This is a genomic window from Mycobacterium ahvazicum (assembly GCF_900176255.2).
Classification (GTDB): domain Bacteria; phylum Actinomycetota; class Actinomycetes; order Mycobacteriales; family Mycobacteriaceae; genus Mycobacterium; species Mycobacterium ahvazicum.
Window position 1 is genome coordinate 343,033 of the sequence record NZ_FXEG02000001.1, and the last position, 21,520, is coordinate 364,552.

General features: G+C 67.2%; 18 protein-coding genes. 12 read left to right on the top strand and 6 right to left on the bottom strand.

Translation table 11 applies throughout. The features are described from left to right. The first annotated feature begins 51 nt into the window (after positions 1-51). Positions 52-717 carry an O-methyltransferase gene (locus MAAFP003_RS01615; RefSeq protein WP_096283857.1) on the top strand — a complete coding sequence of 222 codons (666 nt, stop codon included), beginning with the start codon at positions 52-54 and terminating at the stop codon, positions 715-717. Positions 718-733: 16 nt separating this feature from the next. Here the strand turns inward: MAAFP003_RS01615 and ilvD are convergent, their stop codons facing one another. Next, positions 734-2,446, bottom strand: coding sequence for a dihydroxy-acid dehydratase (gene ilvD, locus MAAFP003_RS01620; protein ID WP_096283859.1), 1,713 nt, complete (start codon positions 2,444-2,446; stop codon positions 734-736). A gap of 99 nt (positions 2,447-2,545) precedes the next feature. Here ilvD and ricR point away from each other — a divergent pair, with 99 nt between their 5' ends. The 3 genes from ricR to MAAFP003_RS01635 all read left to right on the top strand — a co-directional run bounded on the left by ricR (position 2,546) and on the right by MAAFP003_RS01635 (position 5,349). Next, a complete protein-coding gene (gene ricR, locus MAAFP003_RS01625) occupies positions 2,546-2,836 on the top strand; it encodes a copper-sensing transcriptional repressor RicR (RefSeq protein ID WP_096283861.1) in 291 nt (96 codons plus the stop codon). Between the two features lie 140 nt (positions 2,837-2,976). Beyond that, positions 2,977-4,221, top strand: coding sequence for an MFS transporter (locus MAAFP003_RS01630; RefSeq protein WP_096283863.1), 1,245 nt, complete (start codon positions 2,977-2,979; stop codon positions 4,219-4,221). 117 nt (positions 4,222-4,338) lie between these two features. Next, on the top strand, positions 4,339-5,349 hold the full coding sequence (locus tag MAAFP003_RS01635) for a L,D-transpeptidase (RefSeq protein WP_096283865.1): 1,011 nt from the start codon (positions 4,339-4,341) through the stop codon (positions 5,347-5,349). On the opposite strand, the gene MAAFP003_RS01640 is transcribed toward MAAFP003_RS01635, so the two are convergent. Next, the gene (locus MAAFP003_RS01640) at positions 5,346-6,386 is read right to left on the bottom strand and encodes a carbon-nitrogen hydrolase family protein (protein WP_243393729.1); all 1,041 of its coding nucleotides are present in this window, start codon (positions 6,384-6,386) and stop codon (positions 5,346-5,348) included. The two genes, MAAFP003_RS01635 and MAAFP003_RS01640, sit on opposite strands and share 4 nt — an antisense overlap. A 463-nt stretch (positions 6,387-6,849) precedes the next feature. On the opposite strand from MAAFP003_RS01640, the gene MAAFP003_RS01645 reads away from it, so the two are divergent. From MAAFP003_RS01645 to MAAFP003_RS01665, 5 genes are all read left to right on the top strand, one after another. After that, positions 6,850-7,164, top strand: coding sequence for a DUF485 domain-containing protein (locus tag MAAFP003_RS01645; protein ID WP_243393738.1), 315 nt, complete (start codon positions 6,850-6,852; stop codon positions 7,162-7,164). Beyond that, positions 7,161-8,795, top strand: a complete 1,635-nt coding sequence (locus MAAFP003_RS01650; protein WP_096283867.1) for a solute symporter family protein — start codon at positions 7,161-7,163, stop codon at positions 8,793-8,795. The genes MAAFP003_RS01645 and MAAFP003_RS01650 overlap by 4 nt, the downstream gene beginning before the upstream one ends. Before the next feature lie 23 nt (positions 8,796-8,818). Beyond that, a complete protein-coding gene (locus MAAFP003_RS01655) occupies positions 8,819-9,625 on the top strand; it encodes a TrmB family transcriptional regulator (protein WP_096283869.1) in 807 nt (268 codons plus the stop codon). An 80-nt stretch (positions 9,626-9,705) separates the two neighbouring features. Continuing rightward, complete coding sequence (locus tag MAAFP003_RS01660) at positions 9,706-10,281, top strand: TetR/AcrR family transcriptional regulator (protein WP_096290807.1); 576 nt, start codon at positions 9,706-9,708, stop codon at positions 10,279-10,281. 19 nt (positions 10,282-10,300) lie between these two features. Further along, entirely contained in the window at positions 10,301-12,538 is a 2,238-nt protein-coding gene (locus MAAFP003_RS01665; protein ID WP_096283871.1) for a molybdopterin-dependent oxidoreductase, read from the top strand. Here MAAFP003_RS01665 and MAAFP003_RS01670 read toward each other — a convergent pair. Next, positions 12,535-14,529, bottom strand: a complete 1,995-nt coding sequence (locus tag MAAFP003_RS01670; protein WP_096283873.1) for a M13 family metallopeptidase — start codon at positions 14,527-14,529, stop codon at positions 12,535-12,537. The genes MAAFP003_RS01665 and MAAFP003_RS01670 overlap by 4 nt on opposite strands. Positions 14,530-14,607: 78 nt before the next feature. Here MAAFP003_RS01670 and MAAFP003_RS01675 point away from each other — a divergent pair, with 78 nt between their 5' ends. Both MAAFP003_RS01675 and MAAFP003_RS01680 read left to right on the top strand, forming a co-directional pair. Beyond that, positions 14,608-15,279, top strand: a complete 672-nt coding sequence (locus tag MAAFP003_RS01675; protein WP_096283875.1) for a hypothetical protein — start codon at positions 14,608-14,610, stop codon at positions 15,277-15,279. Beyond that, a complete protein-coding gene (locus tag MAAFP003_RS01680) occupies positions 15,276-15,965 on the top strand; it encodes a hypothetical protein (RefSeq protein ID WP_096283877.1) in 690 nt (229 codons plus the stop codon). The genes MAAFP003_RS01675 and MAAFP003_RS01680 overlap by 4 nt, the downstream gene beginning before the upstream one ends. Before the next feature lie 10 nt (positions 15,966-15,975). Here MAAFP003_RS01680 and MAAFP003_RS01685 read toward each other — a convergent pair whose 3' ends face one another. Next, positions 15,976-16,485 (bottom strand): transcriptional regulator, encoded by a 510-nt coding sequence (locus MAAFP003_RS01685; RefSeq protein WP_096283879.1) that lies wholly within the window; start codon positions 16,483-16,485, stop codon positions 15,976-15,978. After that, a complete protein-coding gene (locus MAAFP003_RS01690) occupies positions 16,482-19,505 on the bottom strand; it encodes an MMPL family transporter (protein WP_096283881.1) in 3,024 nt (1,007 codons plus the stop codon). Before MAAFP003_RS01690 ends, MAAFP003_RS01685 begins: the two co-directional genes overlap by 4 nt. Before the next feature lie 241 nt (positions 19,506-19,746). Between MAAFP003_RS01690 and MAAFP003_RS01695 the strand changes: the two genes are divergently transcribed. Beyond that, entirely contained in the window at positions 19,747-20,262 is a 516-nt protein-coding gene (locus MAAFP003_RS01695) for a hemophore (protein ID WP_096283883.1), read from the top strand. On the opposite strand, the gene MAAFP003_RS01700 is transcribed toward MAAFP003_RS01695, so the two are convergent. Beyond that, entirely contained in the window at positions 20,259-21,473 is a 1,215-nt protein-coding gene (locus MAAFP003_RS01700) for a lysylphosphatidylglycerol synthase transmembrane domain-containing protein (protein WP_165796276.1), read from the bottom strand. The genes MAAFP003_RS01695 and MAAFP003_RS01700 overlap by 4 nt on opposite strands. Positions 21,474-21,520 lie beyond the last annotated feature (47 nt).

Consider the following 21,520-nt stretch of genomic DNA (forward strand, 5'->3'; position numbering starts at 1 on the left):
CGACCAGGTGCGAGACGGCGGCCGGCGCCGCGTGCGGCTAGCGTGGATCGCATGACCGACGAACCCACCCCGCAAGACGTCGACGCCTTCTTGGACAGCACCGTGATCGGTGACGATCCGGCCTTGTCCGCGGCGCTGGAGGCCAGCAACGCCGCCGGTCTGCCGCAGATCGCGGTGTCGTGGCAGCAGGGCAAGTTCCTGTCGCTGCTGGCCGGTGCCATCCAGGCGCGGCGCATTCTCGAAATCGGCACCCTCGGTGGCTTCAGCACCACTTGGCTGGCGCGTGCGGTGGGCCCGGACGGACAGGTGGTGACGCTGGAATTCGAGTCCAAGCACGCCGACGTCGCATGCGCCAATCTGAAGCGGGCCAACGTCGTCGATCGGGTCCAGGTGGTTGTCGGCCCGGCGCTGGAAACCCTGCGGACACTGAACGGCGACCCCTTCGACTTCGTGTTCATCGATGCGGACAAGGAGAACTATCCCAAGTATCTGGAGTGGGCGATCAAGCTGACCCGCGTCGGTGCACTCATCGTGGTGGACAACGTAATTCGGGAAGGCGAAATCCTGTCACCGGATTCCGATGATGAGAAAGTGGCCGCCACCCGGGAGACGCTGCAGCTGATGGGTGAGCACGCGCAACTGGACACCGCGGTGATTCAGACGGTCGGAGCCAAGCACTGGGACGGCTTCGCCATCGCGTTGGTCAAAGAACTCTGAACCCCGCTCGCGGCGGTTAGCCGCAGACCGCGCCGATCGCGGCCGAGCTGACCAGCTTGACGTACTTGGCCAGCACGCCGGTCTTGTAACGCGGCGCAGGAGGGGTGAAACCACTTTGGCGAGAAGCGAATTCGGTCGCGTCGCCCAGCACGTCTAGGGTGCCGCCGGCCACGTCGAGCCGGATCCGGTCGCCGTCGCGCAGGAATGCGATCGGTCCGGCGTCCACTGCCTCCGGTGCGATGTGTCCCACGCACAGGCCGGTGGTTCCGCCGGAGAACCGGCCGTCGGTGAGCAGCAGCACGTCTTTACCCAGCCCGGCACCCTTGATCGCCCCGGTGATGGCCAGCATTTCGCGCATCCCGGGCCCGCCCTTGGGGCCCTCGTAGCGGATCACCACCGCGTCACCCTTGGTGATGGTGCCGTCTTCGAGCGCGTCCAGGGCGGCCCGCTCGCCATCGAAAACCCTTGCGGTGCCTTCGAACACGTCGGAGTCGAAACCGGCGGACTTGACCACCGCCCCCTCCGGGGCCAGGCTCCCACGCAGGATCGTGATCCCACCCGTCGGGTGGATCGGATCGCTCAGCGCGCGCAGCACCTTGCCGTCCGGATCGGGCGGCTCGATGGCGGCCAGGTTCTCGGCCAGGGTGTGGCCGGTCACCGTGAGGCAGTCGCCGTGCAGCAGCCCCGCGTCCAGCAGTGCCTTCATCATCACCGGGACGCCGCCGATGTGGTCGACGTGCGACATCACGTGCCGGCCGAACGGCTTGACGTCGGCCAGGTGCGGCACCTTGGACCCGATCCGGCTGAAGTCATCGAGCGTCAGCGCGACCTCGGCCTCGTGGGCGATCGCCAGCAGGTGCAGCACCGCGTTGGTCGAACCACCGAACGCCATCACCACCGCGATCGCGTTCTCGAAGGCTTCCTTGGTGAGGATGTCGCGGGCGGTGATGCCGCGGCGCAGCAGTTCGATGACGGCCTGTCCGCTGCGCCGGGCGAACCCGTCGCGGCGGCGGTCGGTGGCCGGGGGAGCGGCACTGCCGGGCAGTGACATGCCCAGTGCCTCGGCGGCGCTGGCCATCGTGTTCGCGGTGTACATCCCGCCGCACGCGCCCTCGCCGGGACAGATCGCGCGCTCGATGGCGTCGACGTCCTCGCGCGACATCAACCCACGCGAGCAGGCGCCGACGGCCTCGAACGCATCGATGATCGTCACCTCGCGCTCGCTGCCGTCGGAGAGTTTGGCCACGCCCGGCAGGATCGAGCCCGCGTAGAGGAACACCGACGCCAGGTCCAGGCGCGCGGCGGCCATCAGCATGCCGGGCAGCGACTTGTCGCAGCCGGCCAGCAGCACCGAGCCGTCGAGTCGTTCGGCCTGCATCACGGTCTCGACGCTGTCGGCGATCACCTCGCGGGACACCAGGGAGAAGTGCATGCCTTCGTGGCCCATCGAGATGCCGTCGGAGACCGAGATGGTGCCGAATTCCAGCGGGTAGCCGCCGGCGGCGAACACCCCCTCCTTGACCGCCTTGGCCAGCCGGTCCAGCGAGAGGTTGCACGGCGTGATCTCGTTCCAGGACGAGGCGACACCGATCTGCGGCTTGGCGAAGTCTTCGTCGCCCATGCCTACGGCACGCAGCATGCCCCGGGCGGCGGTCTTCTCCAGACCGTCGGTGACGTCACGACTACGGGGCTTGATGTCGGCTGTTGCCGCCTCGGTGTGCAGGGCCATTGATCAAGTATGCGCGGCCAGGACAAGCCAATTTCACGGGCAATACCCCGCTGGGGTATAGGGTATCGTGGAGGTTTGACACGCCGCAGAGAGGCTGAGATGACGACTCCACACGGATACTCGCAGCAGAAGGACAATTACGCCAAGCGGCTGCGGCGCATCGAGGGCCAGGTGCGCGGCATCGCCAAGATGATCGAGGACGACAAGTACTGCATCGACGTGCTGACCCAGATCAGCGCCGTGAACAGCGCGATGCGGTCGGTGGCGCTGAACCTGCTGGACGAGCACCTCGGACACTGTGTGACCCGCGCCGTCGCCGAGGGCGGCAGCGACGCCGACGAGAAGCTCGCCGAGGCATCCGCGGCCATTGCGCGTCTCGTTCGTTCCTGATCGGTGACGTAGTTGAGACCGGTGTTGCGGTCCTAAGTTGGCCGAACCCGTTGTTGAGGTGCGTACGGTAAGGCAGTGTGATCGCATTAGGCACGACAACCCAGGAACTGGGGAGCCCGGCCGATACCGTATCCCACGCCATGACTGCCGAAACCGGAACAGCCGCCGCCACCGCGCGAACGTGGACGCCACGGATCGCCGTGCAGCTGGCGGTGCTGGCAGCGGCGGCCTTCATCTATGTCACGGCCGAGATCCTGCCGGTGGGCGCGCTGTCGGCGATCTCCCGCGACCTGCATGTCAGCGTCGTCTACGTCGGCACCCTGCTGACCTGGTATGCGCTGGTCGCGGCGCTGACGACGGTTCCGCTGGTGCGCTGGACCGCGCACTGGCCGCGCCGGCGCGCGCTGCTGCTCAGTCTGACCTGCCTGACCGCCTCGCAGGCCATCTCGGCGCTGGCACCCACCTTCGGGGTGCTGGCGGCCGGACGCGTGCTGTGCGCGTTCACGCACGGCCTGCTGTGGGCGGTGATCGCCCCGATCGCCACCCGGCTGGTGCCGGCCAGCCATGCCGGCCGCGCGACGACCTCCATCTATGTCGGGACCAGCCTGGCTCTGGTGGTCGGTAGCCCGCTCACGGCGGCGTTGAGCCTGATGTGGGGCTGGCGGCTGGCGGTGGTGTGTGTGCTGGTAGCGGCCGTCGTCGTGACGATCGCCGCCCGGGCGATGCTGCCGCAGATGGTGCTCACCGAGGACCAGCTGGCCTGCGTCGGCCCGCGGTCGCGTCACCACCGCAACCCGTGGTTGATCACGGTCAGCCTGCTCGCGATGGTCGCGGTGACCGGCCATTTCGTGTCCTACACCTACATCTCGGTGGTCATCCGCGACGTCGTCGGCGTGCGCGGACCGAACCAGGCCTGGCTGCTGGCCGCGTATGGCTTGGCGGGCCTGCTGTCGGTGCCCCTGGTGGCACGGCCGCTGGACCGGCGGCCCCGGGGCGCCATCATCCTGTGCATGGCCGGGTTGACCGTCGCGTTCGTGGTGCTGACCGCGCTGGCGTTCGGCGATCGCACCACCACCGTGGCGAGCGCGCTGATCGGGACCGCCGCGATCGTGCTGTGGGGCGCGATGGCCACCGCGGTGTCCCCGATGATGCAATCCGCCGCGATGCGCAACGGCGCCGACGACCCCGACGGCGCGTCCGGGCTGTACGTGACGGCGTTCCAGGTGGGCATCATGGCCGGCTCACTATCCGGTGGCCTGTTGTACGAGCACAGCGTGGCCACGATGCTCACCGCATCGGCGGGTTTGATGGGAATCGCGCTGGTCGGAATTGCCGTCAATCGACGGATGCTCGACGTTGCTCCGGCAAGCTCACGCGATTCCTAGCTAGGCAGTTCACCGGGCCTAAATGCGGCCGAAACGGTGCCGTGGACGGCCCGGATTAGGTAGCTGGTGGCGGCGCTATGCCACACTGGGGACCAGTAACTGACTGGAGGTACGCATATGTCGGGCTGGACGAGGGCAAGCCTCTTCGCGGCTCTGAACGCAGTCGGCGTCGCCGCCGTGCTGGTGCTCGGCGCCGGCCCCGCACTCGCCGACCCGGACCCGGTTCCCGCCGACCCGAACGTGGTCGCCGCGCCCCCCGCGCCGCCGCCGCCGTTCGAACTGCCGCCGTTGCCAGGATTGCCACCTCCGCCGCCCGGAGACGCGCCGCCACCGCCGCTGTGGGCGCCGCCCGGCGTCGTGGCGGCCGCGGCCGGTGCCGCCGACGGTCAGGACCCGACGCCGTTCACCGGCACCGCGCCGTTCGGGACGCCCACGTTCGTCCCGAAGACCGGATCGATGGTGGGTGTCGCGCAGCCGATCATCATCAACTTCCCGGGACGGGTCGACGACGCCGGCGCCGCCCAGGCCGCCGTGCACGTCTCGTCGATCCCCCCGGTCCCGGGCAAGTTCTACTGGATGACTCCGACCCAGCTGCGCTGGCGCCCGATCAACTTCTGGCCCGCCAACACCGCGGTCAACATCGACGCCGGCGGCACCAAGTCCAGCTTCCGGACCGGCGACCAGCTGATCGCCACGGCCGACGACGCGACGCACCAACTCACGGTGACCCGCAACGGCACGCTGGAGAAGACGATCCCGATGTCGATGGGCATGACGGCCGGTAACCACCAAACCCCCAACGGCACCTACTACGTGCAAGAGAAGATGCCCTCGGTGGTGATGGATTCCTCGACCTACGGGGTTCCCGTCAACTCGACCTACGGCTACAAGGTGACCGTCGAGCTGGCCGTCCGGTTCGACAACGTCGGCGACTTCGTGCACAGCGCGCCGTGGTCGGTGGACGATCAGGGCAAGCGCGACGTCAGCCACGGCTGCATCAACATCAGTCCCAGCAACGCCAGGTGGTTCTTCGACAACTTCGGTCCCGGGGATCCGATCATCGTGAAGAACTCCAGCGGTGGGTCGTACAAGAAGAACGACGGCTCCAGCGACTGGATCACCAACTAGCCGGCCGGGGCCGCGCCGAGATTGTTCGTGACGACGACGCGGGCCTCGGTGGCCGAGTCAGTCTGATTCGGTTGGCTTGCCTGGTGATTCGGGCGCAGGATCGCCGGGCGCGTCATGTCGACCGACAGGCTGAAGATGTCCGCACGGTTGTAGGTGCCGACGATGTCATGGGCTTGCTTGGCGACGACCTCCTTGCGCAGGTCGACCTCGGCGTGCAGGATTCCCTCCGCCTGGGTCATCGGACCGGCCACGATCCGGCCGTCGGGGCCGATCGCCATCGCGGCGGGAGGTGTTGCCGTCAAAGCCTTTTCGATGCGGGTGTCGCCGCCGGCGACCGCCCTCACGGCGGTGTCGTCCAGTGTCGTCGCCGCGACGACGACGAATACCTTGCCCTCGAACGCGTGGGCGGCGCTGCGCAGCCGGATGAACTCGCAGAGGTCGTAGTCGAAGTCCTCGGACCGGCCGTCGAACGGCCAGGCCGGCGGGTAGGTCGCGATATGCAGCCGTTCCCCCTGGGCGAGCAGGGTGAATCTCGCTAGCGTGTTGGTGTTTTCGCCACAAATGAGAGCGCCCAGGTACCACCCGTCGAGCTCGACCGGGCGCAGGTCGTGAGCGTCTCCGTGTGACCAGGTGAGGCGTTCGTACCAGGTGGCCACGAGCTTGCGACGGTGATTCACCAGCCGCCCGTTCGGGTCGAACACCAGGTTCGAATTCCAGAGTTGGCCCAGGCTGTCGGGATTGCGTTCGTTTACTCCGACCGACAATGTCACCTTGTTCGCGCGGGCGATGCGGCCGAGGCGCTCCGTCTCGGGACTGGGCACGACGATCGACTCGGCGACGAGGCGTTCGTGCCATCCGTGTTGATCGATCGGCGGCAGAACGGCATTCCAGATCGGGAATCCGGCGAGAAACGCCTCGCCGAACACGACCAACTGCGCTCCGTCGCGGGCGGCGGTTGCCACCAGGTCCTCGACTTTGTCGATGCTGGCTCGCAGGTCGAGGAAGACGGGCGCCGCGTTCACGGCGGCAACAGCCACTGTCGGGAGTCGAAGTGATGACATGTCGTGACCCTTCTCGAGATTGTTGTGATCGATCGACAATGTTTCCAGTCCGGCCCGGTGCGTGATGACCACTCTATCGATTAACTGTCAATCGCATTGCCTTGAGCAAGAATTCAACCTGATTGTCGACATTTCTCGACAACGATGGTCACTGGGAGCTTCTGTCGACCAGGTGATAGGCAAAGGCTTTCACCGATGAGTTGCCGACGGTGGTTAGCCACTTATAGTGATGCACAACACTATTCGATCCGCTCGATTTCCTAAGTCGACCCTTTTCGACAGACCACTTGTGCTGAATTCGGAGGTTCACGTGTCACAGCCAACAGCGAGCAGCCAACAGCAACGTGGGCCCACCCCGCCTATCGCGCCGCTGCAGCAGTCCAATAACGGTCATTCAGAGGGTGATTCGACAGCAGGCCGCGGCGCGGCGCGAGCGGCCTTGGGGCTCGAGGACTTCGTGCGCATGCAAGCCACCGCGGAGTTTCAGGATCTGCGGCACCGGCTGCGCCGATTCGTCTTTCCGATGACGGGGTTCTTCCTCGCGTGGTACCTGGCCTACATGCTGCTCGCCACGTATGCGCATTCATTGATGGCGACCAGGGTGCTCGGCAACGTCAATCTCGGTGTGCTGCTTGGCTTCGGCCAGTTCGTCACGACTTTCGGAATCACCGTGGTCTACCTGCGCTTCGCCGGCCGGATCCTCGATCCGCGGGCCGCGAAGATCCGCCACGAACTCGAAGGAGCGAGCGCGTGACCTCGACCCTTGCGGCTGTTGGCAACGTCGGCAACCCACTGGTCAACATCGCGGTCTTCGGGGTGTTCGTCGCGGGTTCGATGGCCCTGGTGGTCTGGGCCGGTCGAACCACCAAGCGGCCCAGTGATTTCTACACCGGCGGCGGTGAGTTCTCCGGGGCGCAAAACGGATTCGCGATCGCCGGTGACTACCTGTCGGCCGCGTCGTTCCTCGGCGTGTCCGGCGCCATCGCGATCTACGGTTACGACGGATTCCTGTACTCGATCGGCTTTTTGGTGGCATGGCTGGTGGCGCTGCTCCTGGTCGCCGAGATGCTGCGAAACACCGGCCGCTTCACGATGGCCGACGTGTTGAGCTTCCGGCTGCGGCAGCGTCCGGTCCGGATGGCCGCCGCCGTGTCGACGCTTACGGTCTCGCTGTTCTACCTGCTCGCCCAGATGGCCGGCGCCGGTGGGCTCGTCGCGTTACTGCTCGAAGTGCGCAGCCGGGCCGGTCAGTCGACGGTGGTTGCGGTCGTCGGTGGGTTGATGATCGCCTATGTGCTGATCGGCGGCATGAAGGGCACCACGTACGTGCAGATGGTGAAGGCCATTCTGCTGGTGACCGGAGCCGCGATCATGTTCGCACTGATCGTGATCGCGGTACGCGGCGACTTCTCCCGGCTGCTCGCCAATGCCCAAGCGGTGGTTGCCCATTCGGCCAACGAGGCCGTCGCCGGTCGCGATATCCTCGGTCCGGGCGCCAAGTACGGCGCCACGCACATCACCCGGCTGGACTTCCTGTCGTTGGGCATTGCCCTGGTGCTGGGAACGGCCGGCCTGCCCCACGTGCTGATGCGCTTTTACACGGTTCCCACCAGCATCCAGGCCCGTCGCTCGGTCACCTGGGCGATCGGTTTGATCGGAGTCTTCTACCTGTTCTCGTTGGCCATCGGTTACGGCGCCGCCTGGCTGGTCGGACCTGACGTGATCCTCGCGACCGCCGGGAAAGAGAACTCCGCCGCGCCGTTGCTGGCATTCAAGCTGGGCGGAACGGTATTCCTCGGCGTGATCGCCGCCGTCGCATTCGCCACGATCCTGGCGGTGGTGGCCGGCCTGGCGATCACCGCAGCCACCTCGTTCGCCCACGACATCTACGCCGGCGTGATCAAACGGGGTGCGGCCTCCGAGGAACAGCAGGTTCGGGTGTCGCGGGCGATGGTCGTCGTAATAGGCATCCTGGCCATCGTTCTCGGAATCCTGGCGATGGGCCAGAATGTGGCGTTCCTCGTGGCGCTGGCGTTCGCCGTCGCCGCGTCGGCGAACCTGCCCACGCTGCTGTACTCGTTGTTCTGGAAGAACTTCAACACCCTGGGCGCCTTGTTCAGTATCTACGGCGGGCTGCTCAGTTGCCTGGTGCTGATCATCTTCTCGCCGGCGGTATCCGGAAATCGCTCGGCGATGTTCCCGCGCCACGACTTTGCATGGTTTCCGCTGGCGAACCCCGGCATCGTCAGCATTCCGCTGGCGTTCGCGCTGGGGATCATCGGCACTTACCTCGGGCGACGCCGGCCCGAGGATCCGGCCAAGCAGGCGGAAATGGAGGTTCGATCCCTGACCGGCGTCGGCGTGGAAAAGGCCCTTGTGCATTGACGGTCCATTGACGGAGAGACGCCATGTGGGCAGAGCTGGTTGAGGCGGGGCTGGAGCCGAAGGAGGCCCGCTTCTACCTGGCCGCCCTCAACACAGACTCGGCGACCGTTGCCCAGCTCGCCGAGGCGTCGAAGATCAGCCGCACCAACGCATACGACATCGCCAAACGCCTGGCCCGGCGCGGCCTGGTGTCGCTGATCGAGGGGGGCAGCCATCGCGAGGATCCGCACGCCAGCGGACGCCCCAGAACCATTGTGCGAGCGGCAGATCCGCAGCGCCTGCTGGACGAATGGGGGCAGCGGCGCCGGGTACTGGAATCGGTGGTGCCCCAACTGCGCGCCTTTCATGCCAAAGCCGGCACGACGCCGCGGGTGCGGTACCTGGACGGCGCCAGTGGAATCCGGACGGCGTTGTTCGAGACCCTGGACTGGCCTTCGCCGCTGCGCGCCGTGCTGTCGATGCGCGACCTGTTGAGCGTGCCCGGGGTCGAGGCGATGGAGGAGTACATCTCCGGCCGGCGGGAGCGGCAGTTGTGGCTGCATGTGCTGCGGTCACCCGAGAAGGACCTACCGGGCGGCTGGCCCACCAGTTACGACGACTACCGCCGCACCCGGTATGTGCCCACCGAGTACGTCTTCACGATGTCGATGATCCTCGGCGATGTGTCGGCGGCGATGATTTCGTCCAGGCGGGAGAACTTCGCCTTGGTGGTCGAGAGCCTCGAGTACGTCGAGATGCACCGCAACCTGTTCGAGGTGCTGTGGGCCGCTGGTAGTGAAGGGGCCGCAGATCCGCGCCCGCGCGATGCCCCGAGCAGTCGCAGCGGCTGATGCCGACCGATTTCACGCCGAGAGCTTTCGCCGGCCGGGGGCTTATGTATAGCATCATACATAAGCCGAAAGGGGTGGCGATGCGCAGTCCACGCGAGCGGATGGTGATCTCCGCCGCGCTGTTGATCCGGGAACGCGGCGCTCACGCCACCGCGATCTCGGACGTGCTCGAGCACAGTGGGGCGCCGCGCGGTTCGGCCTATCACTACTTCCCGGGTGGCCGCACCCAATTGCTCTGCGAGGCGGTCGACTACGCCGGCGAACACGTCGGCGCCGTCATTGATAAGGCCTACAGCAGCCTCGATTTGCTGGACACGCTGATCGACAAGTACCGCCGCCAGTTGCTCGACAGCGACTACCGCGCGGGCTGTCCGATCGTGGCGGTCTCCGTCGAATCCGGCGACCAGCAGGACCGCGAGCGGATGGCACCCGTCATCGAACGGGCGGCCGCGGTGTTCGACCGCTGGAACGGCCAGGTCGCGCAACGCCTGATCGCCGACGGCATACCGGCGGTGCAAGCCAGCGAACTTGCGGTGCTGACCATCTCGGCGCTCGAGGGCGCCATCGTGTTGGCCCGGGTGCGGCGCGACGTGGCGCCGCTGGATCTCATTCACCGTCAGCTGCGCAACTCGCTGCTGGCCGCCCTGCAGAAGTAGCTCGAAAGGAAGTCCCGCGATGGCCGCTGAGTGGCAGTCGACCGCATGCATCCTCTGCGAATGCAACTGCGGCATTGTCGTACAAGTCGAAGATCGCACGCTGTCGCGCATCCGCGGCGACAAGGCCCCCCCCGCCTCGCAGGGCTACACCTGCAACAAGGCGTTGCGGCTGGACCCCTCCCAGAACACCCGCGCCCGCCTCACCTCCCCGATGCGCCGCCGCCCCGACGGCAGCTACGAGGAAATCGATTGGGACACTGCGATTGTCGAGATCGCCGAAGGTTTCAAACACATCCGTGACACCTACGGTGGCGACAAGATCTTCTACTACGGCGGCGGTGGGCAGGGCAACCACCTGGGCGGCGCATACAGCGGCGCCTTCCTCAAGGCTCTGGGGTCGAAGTACCGGTCAAACGCTTTGGCGCAAGAGAAGACCGGCGAAGCCTGGGTGGACGGGCACCTGTACGGCGGCCACACCCGCGGCGAGTTCGAGCACGCCGAAGTATCGGTGTTCGTCGGCAAGAACCCCTGGATGTCGCAGAGCTTCCCGCGCGCCCGGGTGGTGCTCAACGAGATCGCCAAGGATCCCAGACGTTCGCTGATCGTGATCGACCCCGTGGTGACCGACACCGCGAAGATGTCCGACTTCCACCTGCGGGTGCGACCGGGCACCGACGCCTGGTGTCTGGCCGCCCTGGCCGCCGTGCTGGTTCAGGAAAACCTGTGCAACGAAGCGTTTCTCGCCGAGCACGTGCACGGCGTTGAGGCCGTGCGGGCCGCGCTGCGCGACGTCCCGATCGCCGACTACGCCCAGCGCTGCGGCGTGGACGAAGAACTGCTGCGTGCCGCGGCGCGGCGCATCGGCAGCGCCGAGAGCGTCTCGGTGTTCGAAGACCTCGGGATTCAGCAGGCACCGAACAGCACCCTGAGCTCCTACCTGAACAAGCTGCTCTGGATCTTCACCGGCAACTTCGCGAAAAAGGGTGGCCAGCACTTACATTCGTCGCTGGCCGCATTGTTCAGCACGGTGTCGGGCCGGACGCCCGTCACCGGGGCGCCGGTCATCGCCGGTCTGATTCCCGCCAATGTGGTGCCCGAGGAGATCCGCACCGATCACCCGGACCGGTTCCGGGCGATGATCGTGGAGAGCGGTAATCCCGCGCACTCGTTGGCCGATTCGACCGCGTGCCGGGAGGCTTTTCAATCCCTGGAACTGATGGTAGTCGTCGACGTCGCGATGACCGAGACCGCCCGACTGGCGCACTACGTGTTGCCGGCGGCGTCCCAGTACGAGAAGACCGAGGCGACGTTCTTCAATTTCGAGTTCCCGCACAACGGCTTTCACCTGCGCCGGCCACTGCTCAAACCGCTGGAGGGAACACTGCCCGAGCCGGAGATCTGGGCTCGGCTGGTGCGGGCGCTCGGTGTCCTCGACGAGGCGGAGCTACGGCCGCTGCGTGCGGCCGCCGAGCAGGGCCTGCAGGCGTATGCCGAAGCATTCCTGACCGCCGTCGCGGGCAATCCGACGATGGCGCGGCTGGTGCCCTATGTGCTATACGAAACGCTCGGGCCGACGCTGCCCGAGGGCATGGCCGGGGCCGCCGCGGTGTGGGGACTGGCGCAGAAAACGGCGATGACTTATCCCGAGGCCGTGCGACGGGCCGGCCACGCCGACGGCAACGCGCTGTTCGAGGCCATCCTGAACAACCCCTCGGGGGTCGTCTTCACCGCGCACAACTACGAGGACGACTTCGCGTTGATCAGCCACTCCGATCACAAGATCGCGCTCGAAATCCCGGAAATGCTGGACGATTTGCGGGCCCTGGCCGCGGCGCCGCCGCAACTGACCACCGCGGAGCTGCCGATCGTGCTGTCGGTGGGGGAGCGGCGCGCGTACACCGCCAACGACATTATCCGCGACCCGTCCTGGCGTAAACGCGACGCCGACGGAGCGCTGCGGGTCAGCGTGGAGGATGCCCAGGACCTCGGCCTCGTCGACGGATGCCGGGCGCGTATCACCACCGCGGCCGGCAGCGCCGAGGCGACTGTCGAGATCACCGAGACGATGCTGCCCGGACATGCGGCCCTGCCCAACGGATTTGGGCTGGACTACATCGCCGATGACGGGCGAACAGTCGTCCCAGGTGTAGCCCCGAACGCGCTGACGTCGACCGGGTGGCGTGACTCCTACGCCGGAACGCCCTGGCACAAGCATGTGCCGGCCCGCATCGAGGCGTTGGTGGCGGCCGGGGGCTAGTTCCAGATCCGGACCCGGCGCTGCGGCGCCAGGAATAGCGCGTCGTCCTCGGCCACGTCGAAGGCCTGGTAGAAGGCGTCGAGATTGCGGACGACGCCGTTGCACCTGAACTCCGGCGGTGAGTGCGGATCCACGGCCAACCGCCGGATGGCTTCAGCCGCACGGGATTTGGTGCGCCACACCTGAGCCCAGCCGTAGAACACCCGCTGCACGCCGGTCAGCCCGTCGATCACCGGAGCCTGTCCGCCGTTGAGTGAGAGCTGGTAGGCCAGCAGCGCGATCGACAGCCCGCCCAGGTCGCCGATGTTCTCGCCGACGGTGAAGGCGCCTTGGACATGAGGCGGCCCTGGCTGGCCCTTCAAGTCGCGGGGGATGTATGCCTCGTACTGCTCGATCAGCGCCTTGGTGCGGGCGCCGAATTCGCTGCGGTCGTCGTCGGTCCACCAGTCGACGAGATTGCCGTCACCATCGTACTTGGCCCCCTGGTCATCGAAGCCGTGCCCGATCTCGTGTCCGATCACCGCGCCGATACCACCGTAGTTGGCGGCGTCGTCGGCTTGGGCGTCGAAGAACGGTGGCTGCAAAATGGCTGCGGGAAAGACGATTTCGTTCATTCCCGGGTTGTAATACGCGTTGACGGTCTGCGGCGTCATGAACCATTCGTCACGGTCCACCGGTCCACCCAGCTTGGCCAGCTCACGGTCGTGGTTGACCGCATACCCGCGCAGGCAGTTGCCGTAGAGGTCATCGCGGTCGATGACCAGCGCGGAGTAGTCGCGCCACTTCGCCGGGTAGCCGACCTTAGCGGTGAACTTGCGCAGCTTGGTCAGGGCACGCTCCCGGGTCTGCGGCGTCATCCAGTCCAGGTCGCTGATGCTGACCCGGTAGGCCTCCTGCAGATTGTCCACCAGCGCATCGATGCGCGCCTTGGCGTCGGGCGGGAAATGCCTTTGTACGTATAGCTTTCCGACCGAGTCGCCCATCAGGCTCTCGACCAGCGAAACCCCGCGTTTCCAGCGGTCCCGGATCTGCTCGGTCCCGGTCAGCAAGCGGCCGTAGAAGTCGAAGTCCGCGGCTACCACGGCGTCGGTCAGCCACGACGCACGCGCGCGGATCAATCGCCAACGCGCCCAGCGCTTCCAGTCTTCGAGGTCTTCGCTGTCCCACAGCGCAGCGAACGCGGTGAGGTAATCGGGTTGGCGGACAACGACTTCCGCGACAGCCTGCGGGGTGCTGCCCAGCGCGGTGACCCAGCCGGCCCAGTCGAAGCCCGCGCCTTCGGTCTGCAGCTGCGCGAAGGTCCGCAGGTTGTAGGTCAGATCGGCGTCGCGGCGTTTGACCACATCCCAGTGCGCGGCGGCAAGTTTGGTCTCCAGCGCCACGATGCGCGCGGCGGTGTCGGCGTGATCTGTCGCCTCCCCGCCGTACACCAGGGCGAACATCCGCGCGATGTGTCCGGGGTAGGCCGCCAGCACCTGCGCGTGCTGCTGGTCGCGGTAGTAGGACTCGTCGGGCAACCCGATGCCGGACTGGTTGACGTGTATCAGGTAGCGGGTGGAGTTCTTGGCATCGGTGTCGATGTAGACGCCGACGCCGCCACCGACCCCGGTGCGCTGCAGCGCACCGACGACCGCGGCCAGCGCCGCCGAATCGGCCGCGCCGTCGACGGCGGCCAGCTCGTCGTGCAGCGGTTGGGTGCCCCGGCGCTCGACGGCATCCTCGTCGAGGAAGCTGGCGTACAGGTCGCCGATGCGCTGCTCGTCGCTACCCGGTGCCGCACCGCGCTCGCTGGCCTCGATGATCAGGTCGCGGACCTGCTCCTCGGCCTGGTCGAACAGGGTACGGAAGGCGCCGTCGGTGGCACGGTCCGGGGGAATCTCGTAGTCGGCCAGCCAGCGACCGTTCACGTAACCGAACAGGTCGTCCTGGGGACGGGCGTTTTCGTCGATGTGGCTCAGGTCCAGGCCCGAGCGGGTGGCCGCATACGTCACCCTGCCATCCTTACCATCTTCCGCGTGCCGGACGCCTGCTGCGCCGACCGCGACGGACGGCGGGGTAACCTCGCGCCCATGCCTGGGGCCGAACAGACCGAGCCGGCGACCGAAGCTGACGAGCAGGACGCCGAGGCCAGCGCGCCCGAGTCCGAAGACGACGAAGACGACGCCGAAGGTGCCGATGGCGCGATCTTCTCGCCGTACGGCATCGCCTCGGCGGTCCTGGGCGTGCTGTCGGTCGCCGCGGTCGTACTCGTCGGGATCATCTGGTCCGACCACCGCGCCGAGTCGGCCGAACGCACCTATCTGAGTCGCGTGATGCAGACCGCCGCCGACTGGACCGGCGTGCTGATCAACATGAACAGCACCAACGTCGACGCCAGTCTGCAGCGGCTGCACGACGGGACCGTCGGCGAGCTCAACACCGAGTTCGACGCGACCGTGCAGCCGTACCGGCAGGTGGTCGAGAAGCTGCAGTCGCAGAGCAGCGGGCGCATCGAGTCGGTGGCGATCGAGACGGTGCATCACGACCTGGACAGCCAACCGGAGGGCGCAAGGCATCCAAGGGAAGTGGTGACCACCAAGCTGCCGGCGCTCGCGAGCCGGACGGATTCGGTGATGCTGGTCGCGACGTCGGTCAGCGAGAACGTCGGTGCCAAGCCGCAGACCGTGCACTGGAGCCTGCGCCTCGACGTCTCCAACGTGGACGGCAAGCTGATGATCTCTCACCTGGAGTCGATCCGATGAGAAACCTGTGGCGGCTGCTGGCCTTCGACATCCTGGCGCCGCTGGCCACGATCGGTGCCCTGCTGATGATCGGCGTCATCCTCGACTGGCCGCTGTGGTGGGTGTCGGTGTGTTCGGTGCTGCTGGTGCTGATCACCGAGGGCGTCGGAGTCAACTTCTGGCTGCTGCGCCGGGATTCGGTCAGCGTCGGCACCGACGACGACGCGCCGGGGCTGCGGCTGGCGGTCGTCTTCCTGTGCACCGCAGCCCTGGCGGCCGCGGTGCTGACCGGTTACACGCACTGGACCAGCACCGACCGCGACTTCAAGAAGGACTCCCGCGACGTGGCCCAGGTCGCCAGCGGGATGGCAGAAGCGATGGCGTCGTTCAGCCCGGGCGCGCCGACCAGCTCCATCGACCGCGCCGCGGCGATGATGGTGCCCGAACGCGCGGACGCGTTCAAACAGCAGTATCAGAAGTCCAGTGCCGAACTCGCTCAGCGCAATGTGACGGCGCAGGCCTCGACACTGGCGGCCGGGGTGGAGGCGCTCGGACCCACCGCTGCCAGTGTGGCGGTCATCCTGCGGGTCACCCAGAACACACCGGGTCAGCCGCCCAGCCGGGCGGCGCCGGCGTTGCGGGTGGCACTGGTCAAGCGGGGCAGCGACTGGCTGGTGAACGACGTGCTGCCGATCAACGCCCGCTAGGTCAGTCGGCTCAGTTATCTTGGGGCGGGGGCGTGTTCACCTTCACGAACCGGTCGGAGAGCCGGCGCATCCGGATCATCAGCGAGGCCGACGGGCTGACGCTGCCGTCGAGGTAGGAGGCCAGATCCTCGGCCGCCACCCCGATACGAGCGGCGAATTCCTGCTGGGCCAGGCCGGACCGCTCGATCAGCAGCCCGACGTGGCGAGCCACCTCGGCGCGTTCGTTGGCCTCCAGGTGGATGCGGGCGCGCTCCAGCACCTCCCACAGCGCTTTGGAAATGCCGTACGGGCGGGTGCCCTCGAGGACTTCTTCGACCTGGCGGGCGGTGCGGCCGAATGGGTCGCGCTTCAGCGCGGCGGCAATCCGCTTCCAGATGTCGATATCACCGCCCTGCAGCGCCGAGCGAATGGCCGCGGTCGGCCAGAATTCCACCGGCCGATCGAAATCGTGCTGCGGACGAGTCTCTGCGGCGGGCTGCTGGGGCGGCGGCACGCGTCGACGGTCGGCTGCCAACGTCACCTCGCCTCCTCCAGCATCGCGACGGCCACCGACAGACAGCGCTGCCTTACGTCCTCCCATTCTGCCTTGGCGTCCGGTTCCGAGACGGCGTCCGGCAGATCGGAAGGATTCGGATCCGCGAGTCGACGGACCAACTGGGACGTGATCCATTGCTGCCTGGGCGGTTGAGAACAGTAATACCTGTCCATTCCGGCGAGCACCACCGCGGCCGTTTCCGGTTCTAATGCGTCGACCATGTCAGCAAATTCGGCATAATCGCGGCTGCTGTTACGGGACATGATCAGGTAGCTCTTGAGACGTAGCGTCTCGGCACCCGTCGGAACCTGCAGCCGATCGCCGGTGGGCAATTGCACGTTGGTGGTTTCCACCGGGCTGCGACGCGCGTATTGCGGCCGGCTGCGGTCGCGGGCGCCGGCCTCGAGCGCGTCGATGGCGACCGACAACCGACTCCGCCACAGCGTGACCGGGTGCACCGGCCGATCGCTCCACGGCATGGCCCGGGCGATGCCGTTGCGCGCGGCCAGGCCGTCGACCAGTTTCTTGGCCCCGGACGCGGCCCGGGTCTGGCCGTTGCTGCCGTTCTTCTCGGCACCGAGCGTGACCGCGACAGTGTCCCCATCGCCGATGTTGACCTGGTGCGGAATCTGGCCCGGGCCCTGGCCGCGGGTTTCGTCGGCGTCCTTGCAGTTGCGCCCACAGCCGGTGAAAGCCAGCGGATCGGCCACCGTGATCGCGTCGGGCGCCAGATGTTTGAGCTTGGCGGCCGACTTGAGCACCATGCGCACGTCCGCGCTGGGAGCGGTGAGCGCCGAGATGTCGTCGGGAATGACGACGACGTCGCCGAGGTCGACCGCGGGCAGCGGCCGGTCGAAATCGACCGACGGCAAGACGCGGCGCAGCCAGCTCGGCAGCCACCAGTTCCACTGCGCGAACATCGCCATCAGGGCCGGGACCAGCACCAGCCGCACCACGGTGGCGTCCACCGCGATCGCGACCGCGCACGCCACTCCGATCTCGGCGACCAGCGGCATGCCGGCGAACGCGAAGCCGATGAATACCGCGATCATGATCAGGGCGGCGCTGGTGATGGTGCGGGCACTGGTACTCACGCCGTAGGCGACGGCGTCGCGGGTGTTTCCGGTGTGCAGGAAGCGTTCTCGGATCCGAGTCAGCAGGAAGATCTCGTAATCCATCGACAACCCGAACGTCATCGCCAGCACCAGCGGGGGAACGGTGCTGTCGATCGAGGTGATGTGGGCGAACCCGAGATCCCGCAACCAGCCCCACTGGAACACCATGACCAGGCTTCCGTAGGCGGCGGCGACCGACAGCAGCGTCATCAGCACGCCCTTGAGGGCCAGGAACACCGAGTGAATCGACAGCAACAGCATCACGAACGCGATGGTCGCGACGAACAGCAGCACAAACGGTTCGGTCGCCGAGACCCGGTCGTCGAAGTCCTTGATCAGCGCCGTCGGCCCGCCCACGTCGACGCGTGCGGTCCCCTCATTCGGCACCGTCGGTAGCTGGGCGCGCATCCAGTCGACGGACTGCCGCGCGCCCATGTCCTCGGGATCGACCGACAACACCGCGGACAGCAAGGCACTGCTGTTGTCGTCGGCGAACTGCGGCGGGGTCACCGAGACGATGTGCGGGGCCTGCGTCATCCGCTGCCGGATCGCGGCCAACGTCTGGCTGTGTTCGGGTGCGGACGCCGAGCCGTCGGGGAAGCTCACCATCACCTGGATCGGACCGAGCGCGCCGGGCCCGAGAGCCTGGGAGGCCCCGGCGACGCCGGCGCGGATCTCGTGCGCGGAGTCGAACTGGCGCAGCAAGCTGTTGCCCAGCACCATCGACGCCGCCGGTGCGGCCATGGCGAGCAGAACCGTCGCCGCCGCGATGGACGATATCCAGGGCCGGCGCATCACGGCTGAAACCCAGCGGTTCCAGAATCGGGACTGCGTGCTTTCCGGTCGCCGCGACCAATGCAGCAGCACCGAGCGCTTGGCCGCCGCCCGGCCGAACGTCGCCAGCGCTGCCGGCGTCAACGTCGTCGAGGTCAGCATCGCCACCGCGACGGCCATGATCGCGCCGGTGGCCATCGATTTCAGCGCCGGGGTGTTGATCAGGTAGATCCCCGTCAGGGACGCGACGACGGTCAACCCGGACAGCACCACCGCCAGCCCGGAGGTGGCCATCGCGGCGTCGACGGCCTCGCGGTGCTGTCGCCCGGCCCGCAATTCCTCGCGGAACCGCATCAAGATGAACAGCGAATAGTCCACCGCCAGCGCGATACCGAACATCGACACCGTCGAGGTCACGAACACCGACATCGTCGTGTACGCCGACAGGAAATAGACCAGTCCCATCGTCACCACGACCGTGCAGACGCCGAGCGCCAGCGGTATCGCCGCGGCGGCCAGCGAGCCGAACACCACGAGCAAGACGATCAGGATGATCGGCAGATTCCATTGTTCGGCTTTGGCGATGTCGTGTTTGGTGTTCTCCGCGGCGGCCGCACTGAGCGCGCCCTGCCCGATCACGTAGAGCCGAACCCGGCCGTCCGCGGTCTGCCCGGACTGGTCGCCCTTCACGCCCACCTTCTGCCGGAGCCGTTTGGCGATGTCGCTGGTACCGGCATTGCGGGAGTCGAGCCGCAGCGTCAGCACGTACGGCCGGTCGGGCTGCGGCGGGCGCTGCGTGGGGTTGGTTTTCTCGGTGACGCCGGGGAATTCGCCGATGATCTGCCGCAGCTGCGTCACGGCGTTGTTCATGTCGTCATAGCTGGCGTCGGGCCGGGGGGCGGCCACCAGGGCCAACGATGACGCGCCCAGGTCGTGATACTGCTCCTCGAGCTGATCGTGGACCTTCAACGACTGCGAACCGGCCACTTCGAAACCACCGCCGGTGAGATTCCCGGACTGCGTCAAGGCCAAGTAGATCGCCGGGACCAATGCCAACAACCAGCCTGTGAAGACCAACCAGCGGTACCTGCGCAGGCTGCGGCTGAGGCGCATCATAAACTGCTGGATTTCAGGCTCCCCAAGTATCTCGCTTACGCGTGAGGGCGACGATACCGCAGCAGTCTGTGCATTAGTTCGGCTTAACGAATTCGTGAGCTGCACAGACGGCTCCGTGTCCGAGTCGCGACCGAGTCGTTGCCGACCGGTGATCAAGCGGGATGTGCGTCACACCAGATGGCAGCGTCGGGACCCCGATGGCAGGATGGCGCAGGGTCGCGCGGGAATGGGGAGTTCAAGCATGAAGACAGGCATTCTGACCGGACGGCGCACGCTGGTTGCCGGGATGTTCGCCGCCGCGGCCGTCGCACTGATGGCCGGGCCGCCGGCCACGGGCGCCAACGACCCGTGCGCGGCCAGCGAGATCGCCCGGACGATCGGGTCGGTCTCCAAATCGATGGGCGACTATCTGGACTCGCACCCGGAGACCAACCACGCGATGACCGCGATGCTGCAGCAGCAGGCCGGCCCGCAGTCGGCCACCGGGCTGAAGTCCTACTTCGAGGCCAACCCCAAGGTGGCCGCCGACGTGGCCGGCATCGCGCAGCCGCTGACCAACCTGTCGACGCAGTGCAAGTTGCCGATCAGCATTCCCCAGGCCATGGGCATGATGCAGCAGGCCCCAAGCGCCGGCGGTGCGCCCGCGTTGCCCGTGTCGCCGGCCGCCGGGCTGGGCACTGCGCCCACGGCGACCGCCCCGGCCCCGGCCGGGAGCGGCGCCCTGCCCGGGCCCTCGCGGCAGAACAACGTCGGCTAGCCGGCGCCTTGCTCGGGCGGCGGTAGCGGACCCTGCAGCGCATCGGCGGTGGGATCGTCGTTCCAGTGCCGCAACTCTGGCTCGATCAGCGGCAGTGGCCCGGTCGGCGGGTCGTCGTCGGAGCCGCCGGGGTTTTCGGTGCGGAACACGAAGAAGAACACCACCCAGCCGACCGCCGAGATCAACAGCCAGCTGATCAGCCGGTAGAGCAGCATCGCGGAGATCGCGTTGGGCAGCGACATGCCGCTGGACACCAGGCCGGGCACCAGCACCGCCTCGACGACCAACAGCCCGCCCGGCATCAGCGGAATCGTGCCGACGGCGCGGGCGGCCGCATATGCCACTGTCAATCCCGCGATCGACGCGTGGTCGCCGGCGGCGTAGGCGGCGAACGCGAGGCAGGCGACGTCGGCGATCCAGTTGAACATCGACCAGCTGAACGCCACCCCGAGGTCGCGCCGGCCCAGGCTGACCGACTCGAGCTGCATCAGGATCTCGCGCCACTTGGCCAGGCCGGTGTCGACCGGCTTGCCGCGCGCGGAGTTGAACAACGACAAGACGCGGGCGCCGATGCCTTCGATCAGCTCCGGGCGCGACGCCACCGCCTGGAAAAGCAGCAGCAGCGCGATGAAGCCGCCGAGGGTGAACAACAACGAGAACGGGTTGTTCTTCGCGCCCAGGAAGAAGGCGCCGCCCAGCCCGAGCAGCGCCAGACCCACCGCCTGCAGCACACCCGACATCACCAACTGCCAGGACGCCACCACGGTCGAGGCACCCCAAATGCGTTGCTGCCGAAGCAAAAACGTCGCCGACAACACCGGGCCACCGGGCAGCGTGGTGCTCAGCGAATTGGCGGCATAGAACGCGGCCTCGGAGCGTAACTGCTTGACGTGCACCCCCGCGGACTTCAGCAGGGTGCGCTGGATCTGGGCGAAGCTGTGCATCGATGCGGCCGCCGCCGCCACCGCCGCGAGCAGCCACCACCAGTTGGCCTGGAACAGGCTGGTCCACGCCTTGGCCAGCTGATCCCAGCCCAGCGCGACCTCGACGCCGAGCACGATCGCGACCAGGCCGAGCACCGCCGGGCGCACCCACCAGTATTTGCCGCGCGGCGTCTCGCTCTCGCGTGCGGGAGCGGGCGGCGCATCCTCATGCGCGAATGCCCCGCCGCCCGGGAAGCGGAGGTTGCGGACGGGCGCGTCGTGCGGCACGTGATTTAGGGTAACCGCGCAGGTGGCACGCCGATCGAGACGCAACT

Bases quoted from the DNA above. Each gene is read 5' to 3' on its own strand.
- MAAFP003_RS01615 (WP_096283857.1), top strand. From the start codon at position 52: ATGACCGACGAACCCACCCCGCAAGACGTCGACGCCTTCTTGGACAGC.
- ilvD (WP_096283859.1), bottom strand. From the start codon at position 2,446: ATGGCCCTGCACACCGAGGCGGCAACAGCCGACATCAAGCCCCGTAGT.
- ricR (WP_096283861.1), top strand. From the start codon at position 2,546: ATGACGACTCCACACGGATACTCGCAGCAGAAGGACAATTACGCCAAG.
- MAAFP003_RS01630 (WP_096283863.1), top strand. From the start codon at position 2,977: ATGACTGCCGAAACCGGAACAGCCGCCGCCACCGCGCGAACGTGGACG.
- MAAFP003_RS01635 (WP_096283865.1), top strand. From the start codon at position 4,339: ATGTCGGGCTGGACGAGGGCAAGCCTCTTCGCGGCTCTGAACGCAGTC.
- MAAFP003_RS01655 (WP_096283869.1), top strand. From the start codon at position 8,819: ATGTGGGCAGAGCTGGTTGAGGCGGGGCTGGAGCCGAAGGAGGCCCGC.
- MAAFP003_RS01660 (WP_096290807.1), top strand. From the start codon at position 9,706: ATGCGCAGTCCACGCGAGCGGATGGTGATCTCCGCCGCGCTGTTGATC.
- MAAFP003_RS01665 (WP_096283871.1), top strand. From the start codon at position 10,301: ATGGCCGCTGAGTGGCAGTCGACCGCATGCATCCTCTGCGAATGCAAC.
- MAAFP003_RS01675 (WP_096283875.1), top strand. From the start codon at position 14,608: ATGCCTGGGGCCGAACAGACCGAGCCGGCGACCGAAGCTGACGAGCAG.
- MAAFP003_RS01680 (WP_096283877.1), top strand. From the start codon at position 15,276: ATGAGAAACCTGTGGCGGCTGCTGGCCTTCGACATCCTGGCGCCGCTG.
- MAAFP003_RS01690 (WP_096283881.1), bottom strand. From the start codon at position 19,505: ATGATGCGCCTCAGCCGCAGCCTGCGCAGGTACCGCTGGTTGGTCTTC.
- MAAFP003_RS01695 (WP_096283883.1), top strand. From the start codon at position 19,747: ATGAAGACAGGCATTCTGACCGGACGGCGCACGCTGGTTGCCGGGATG.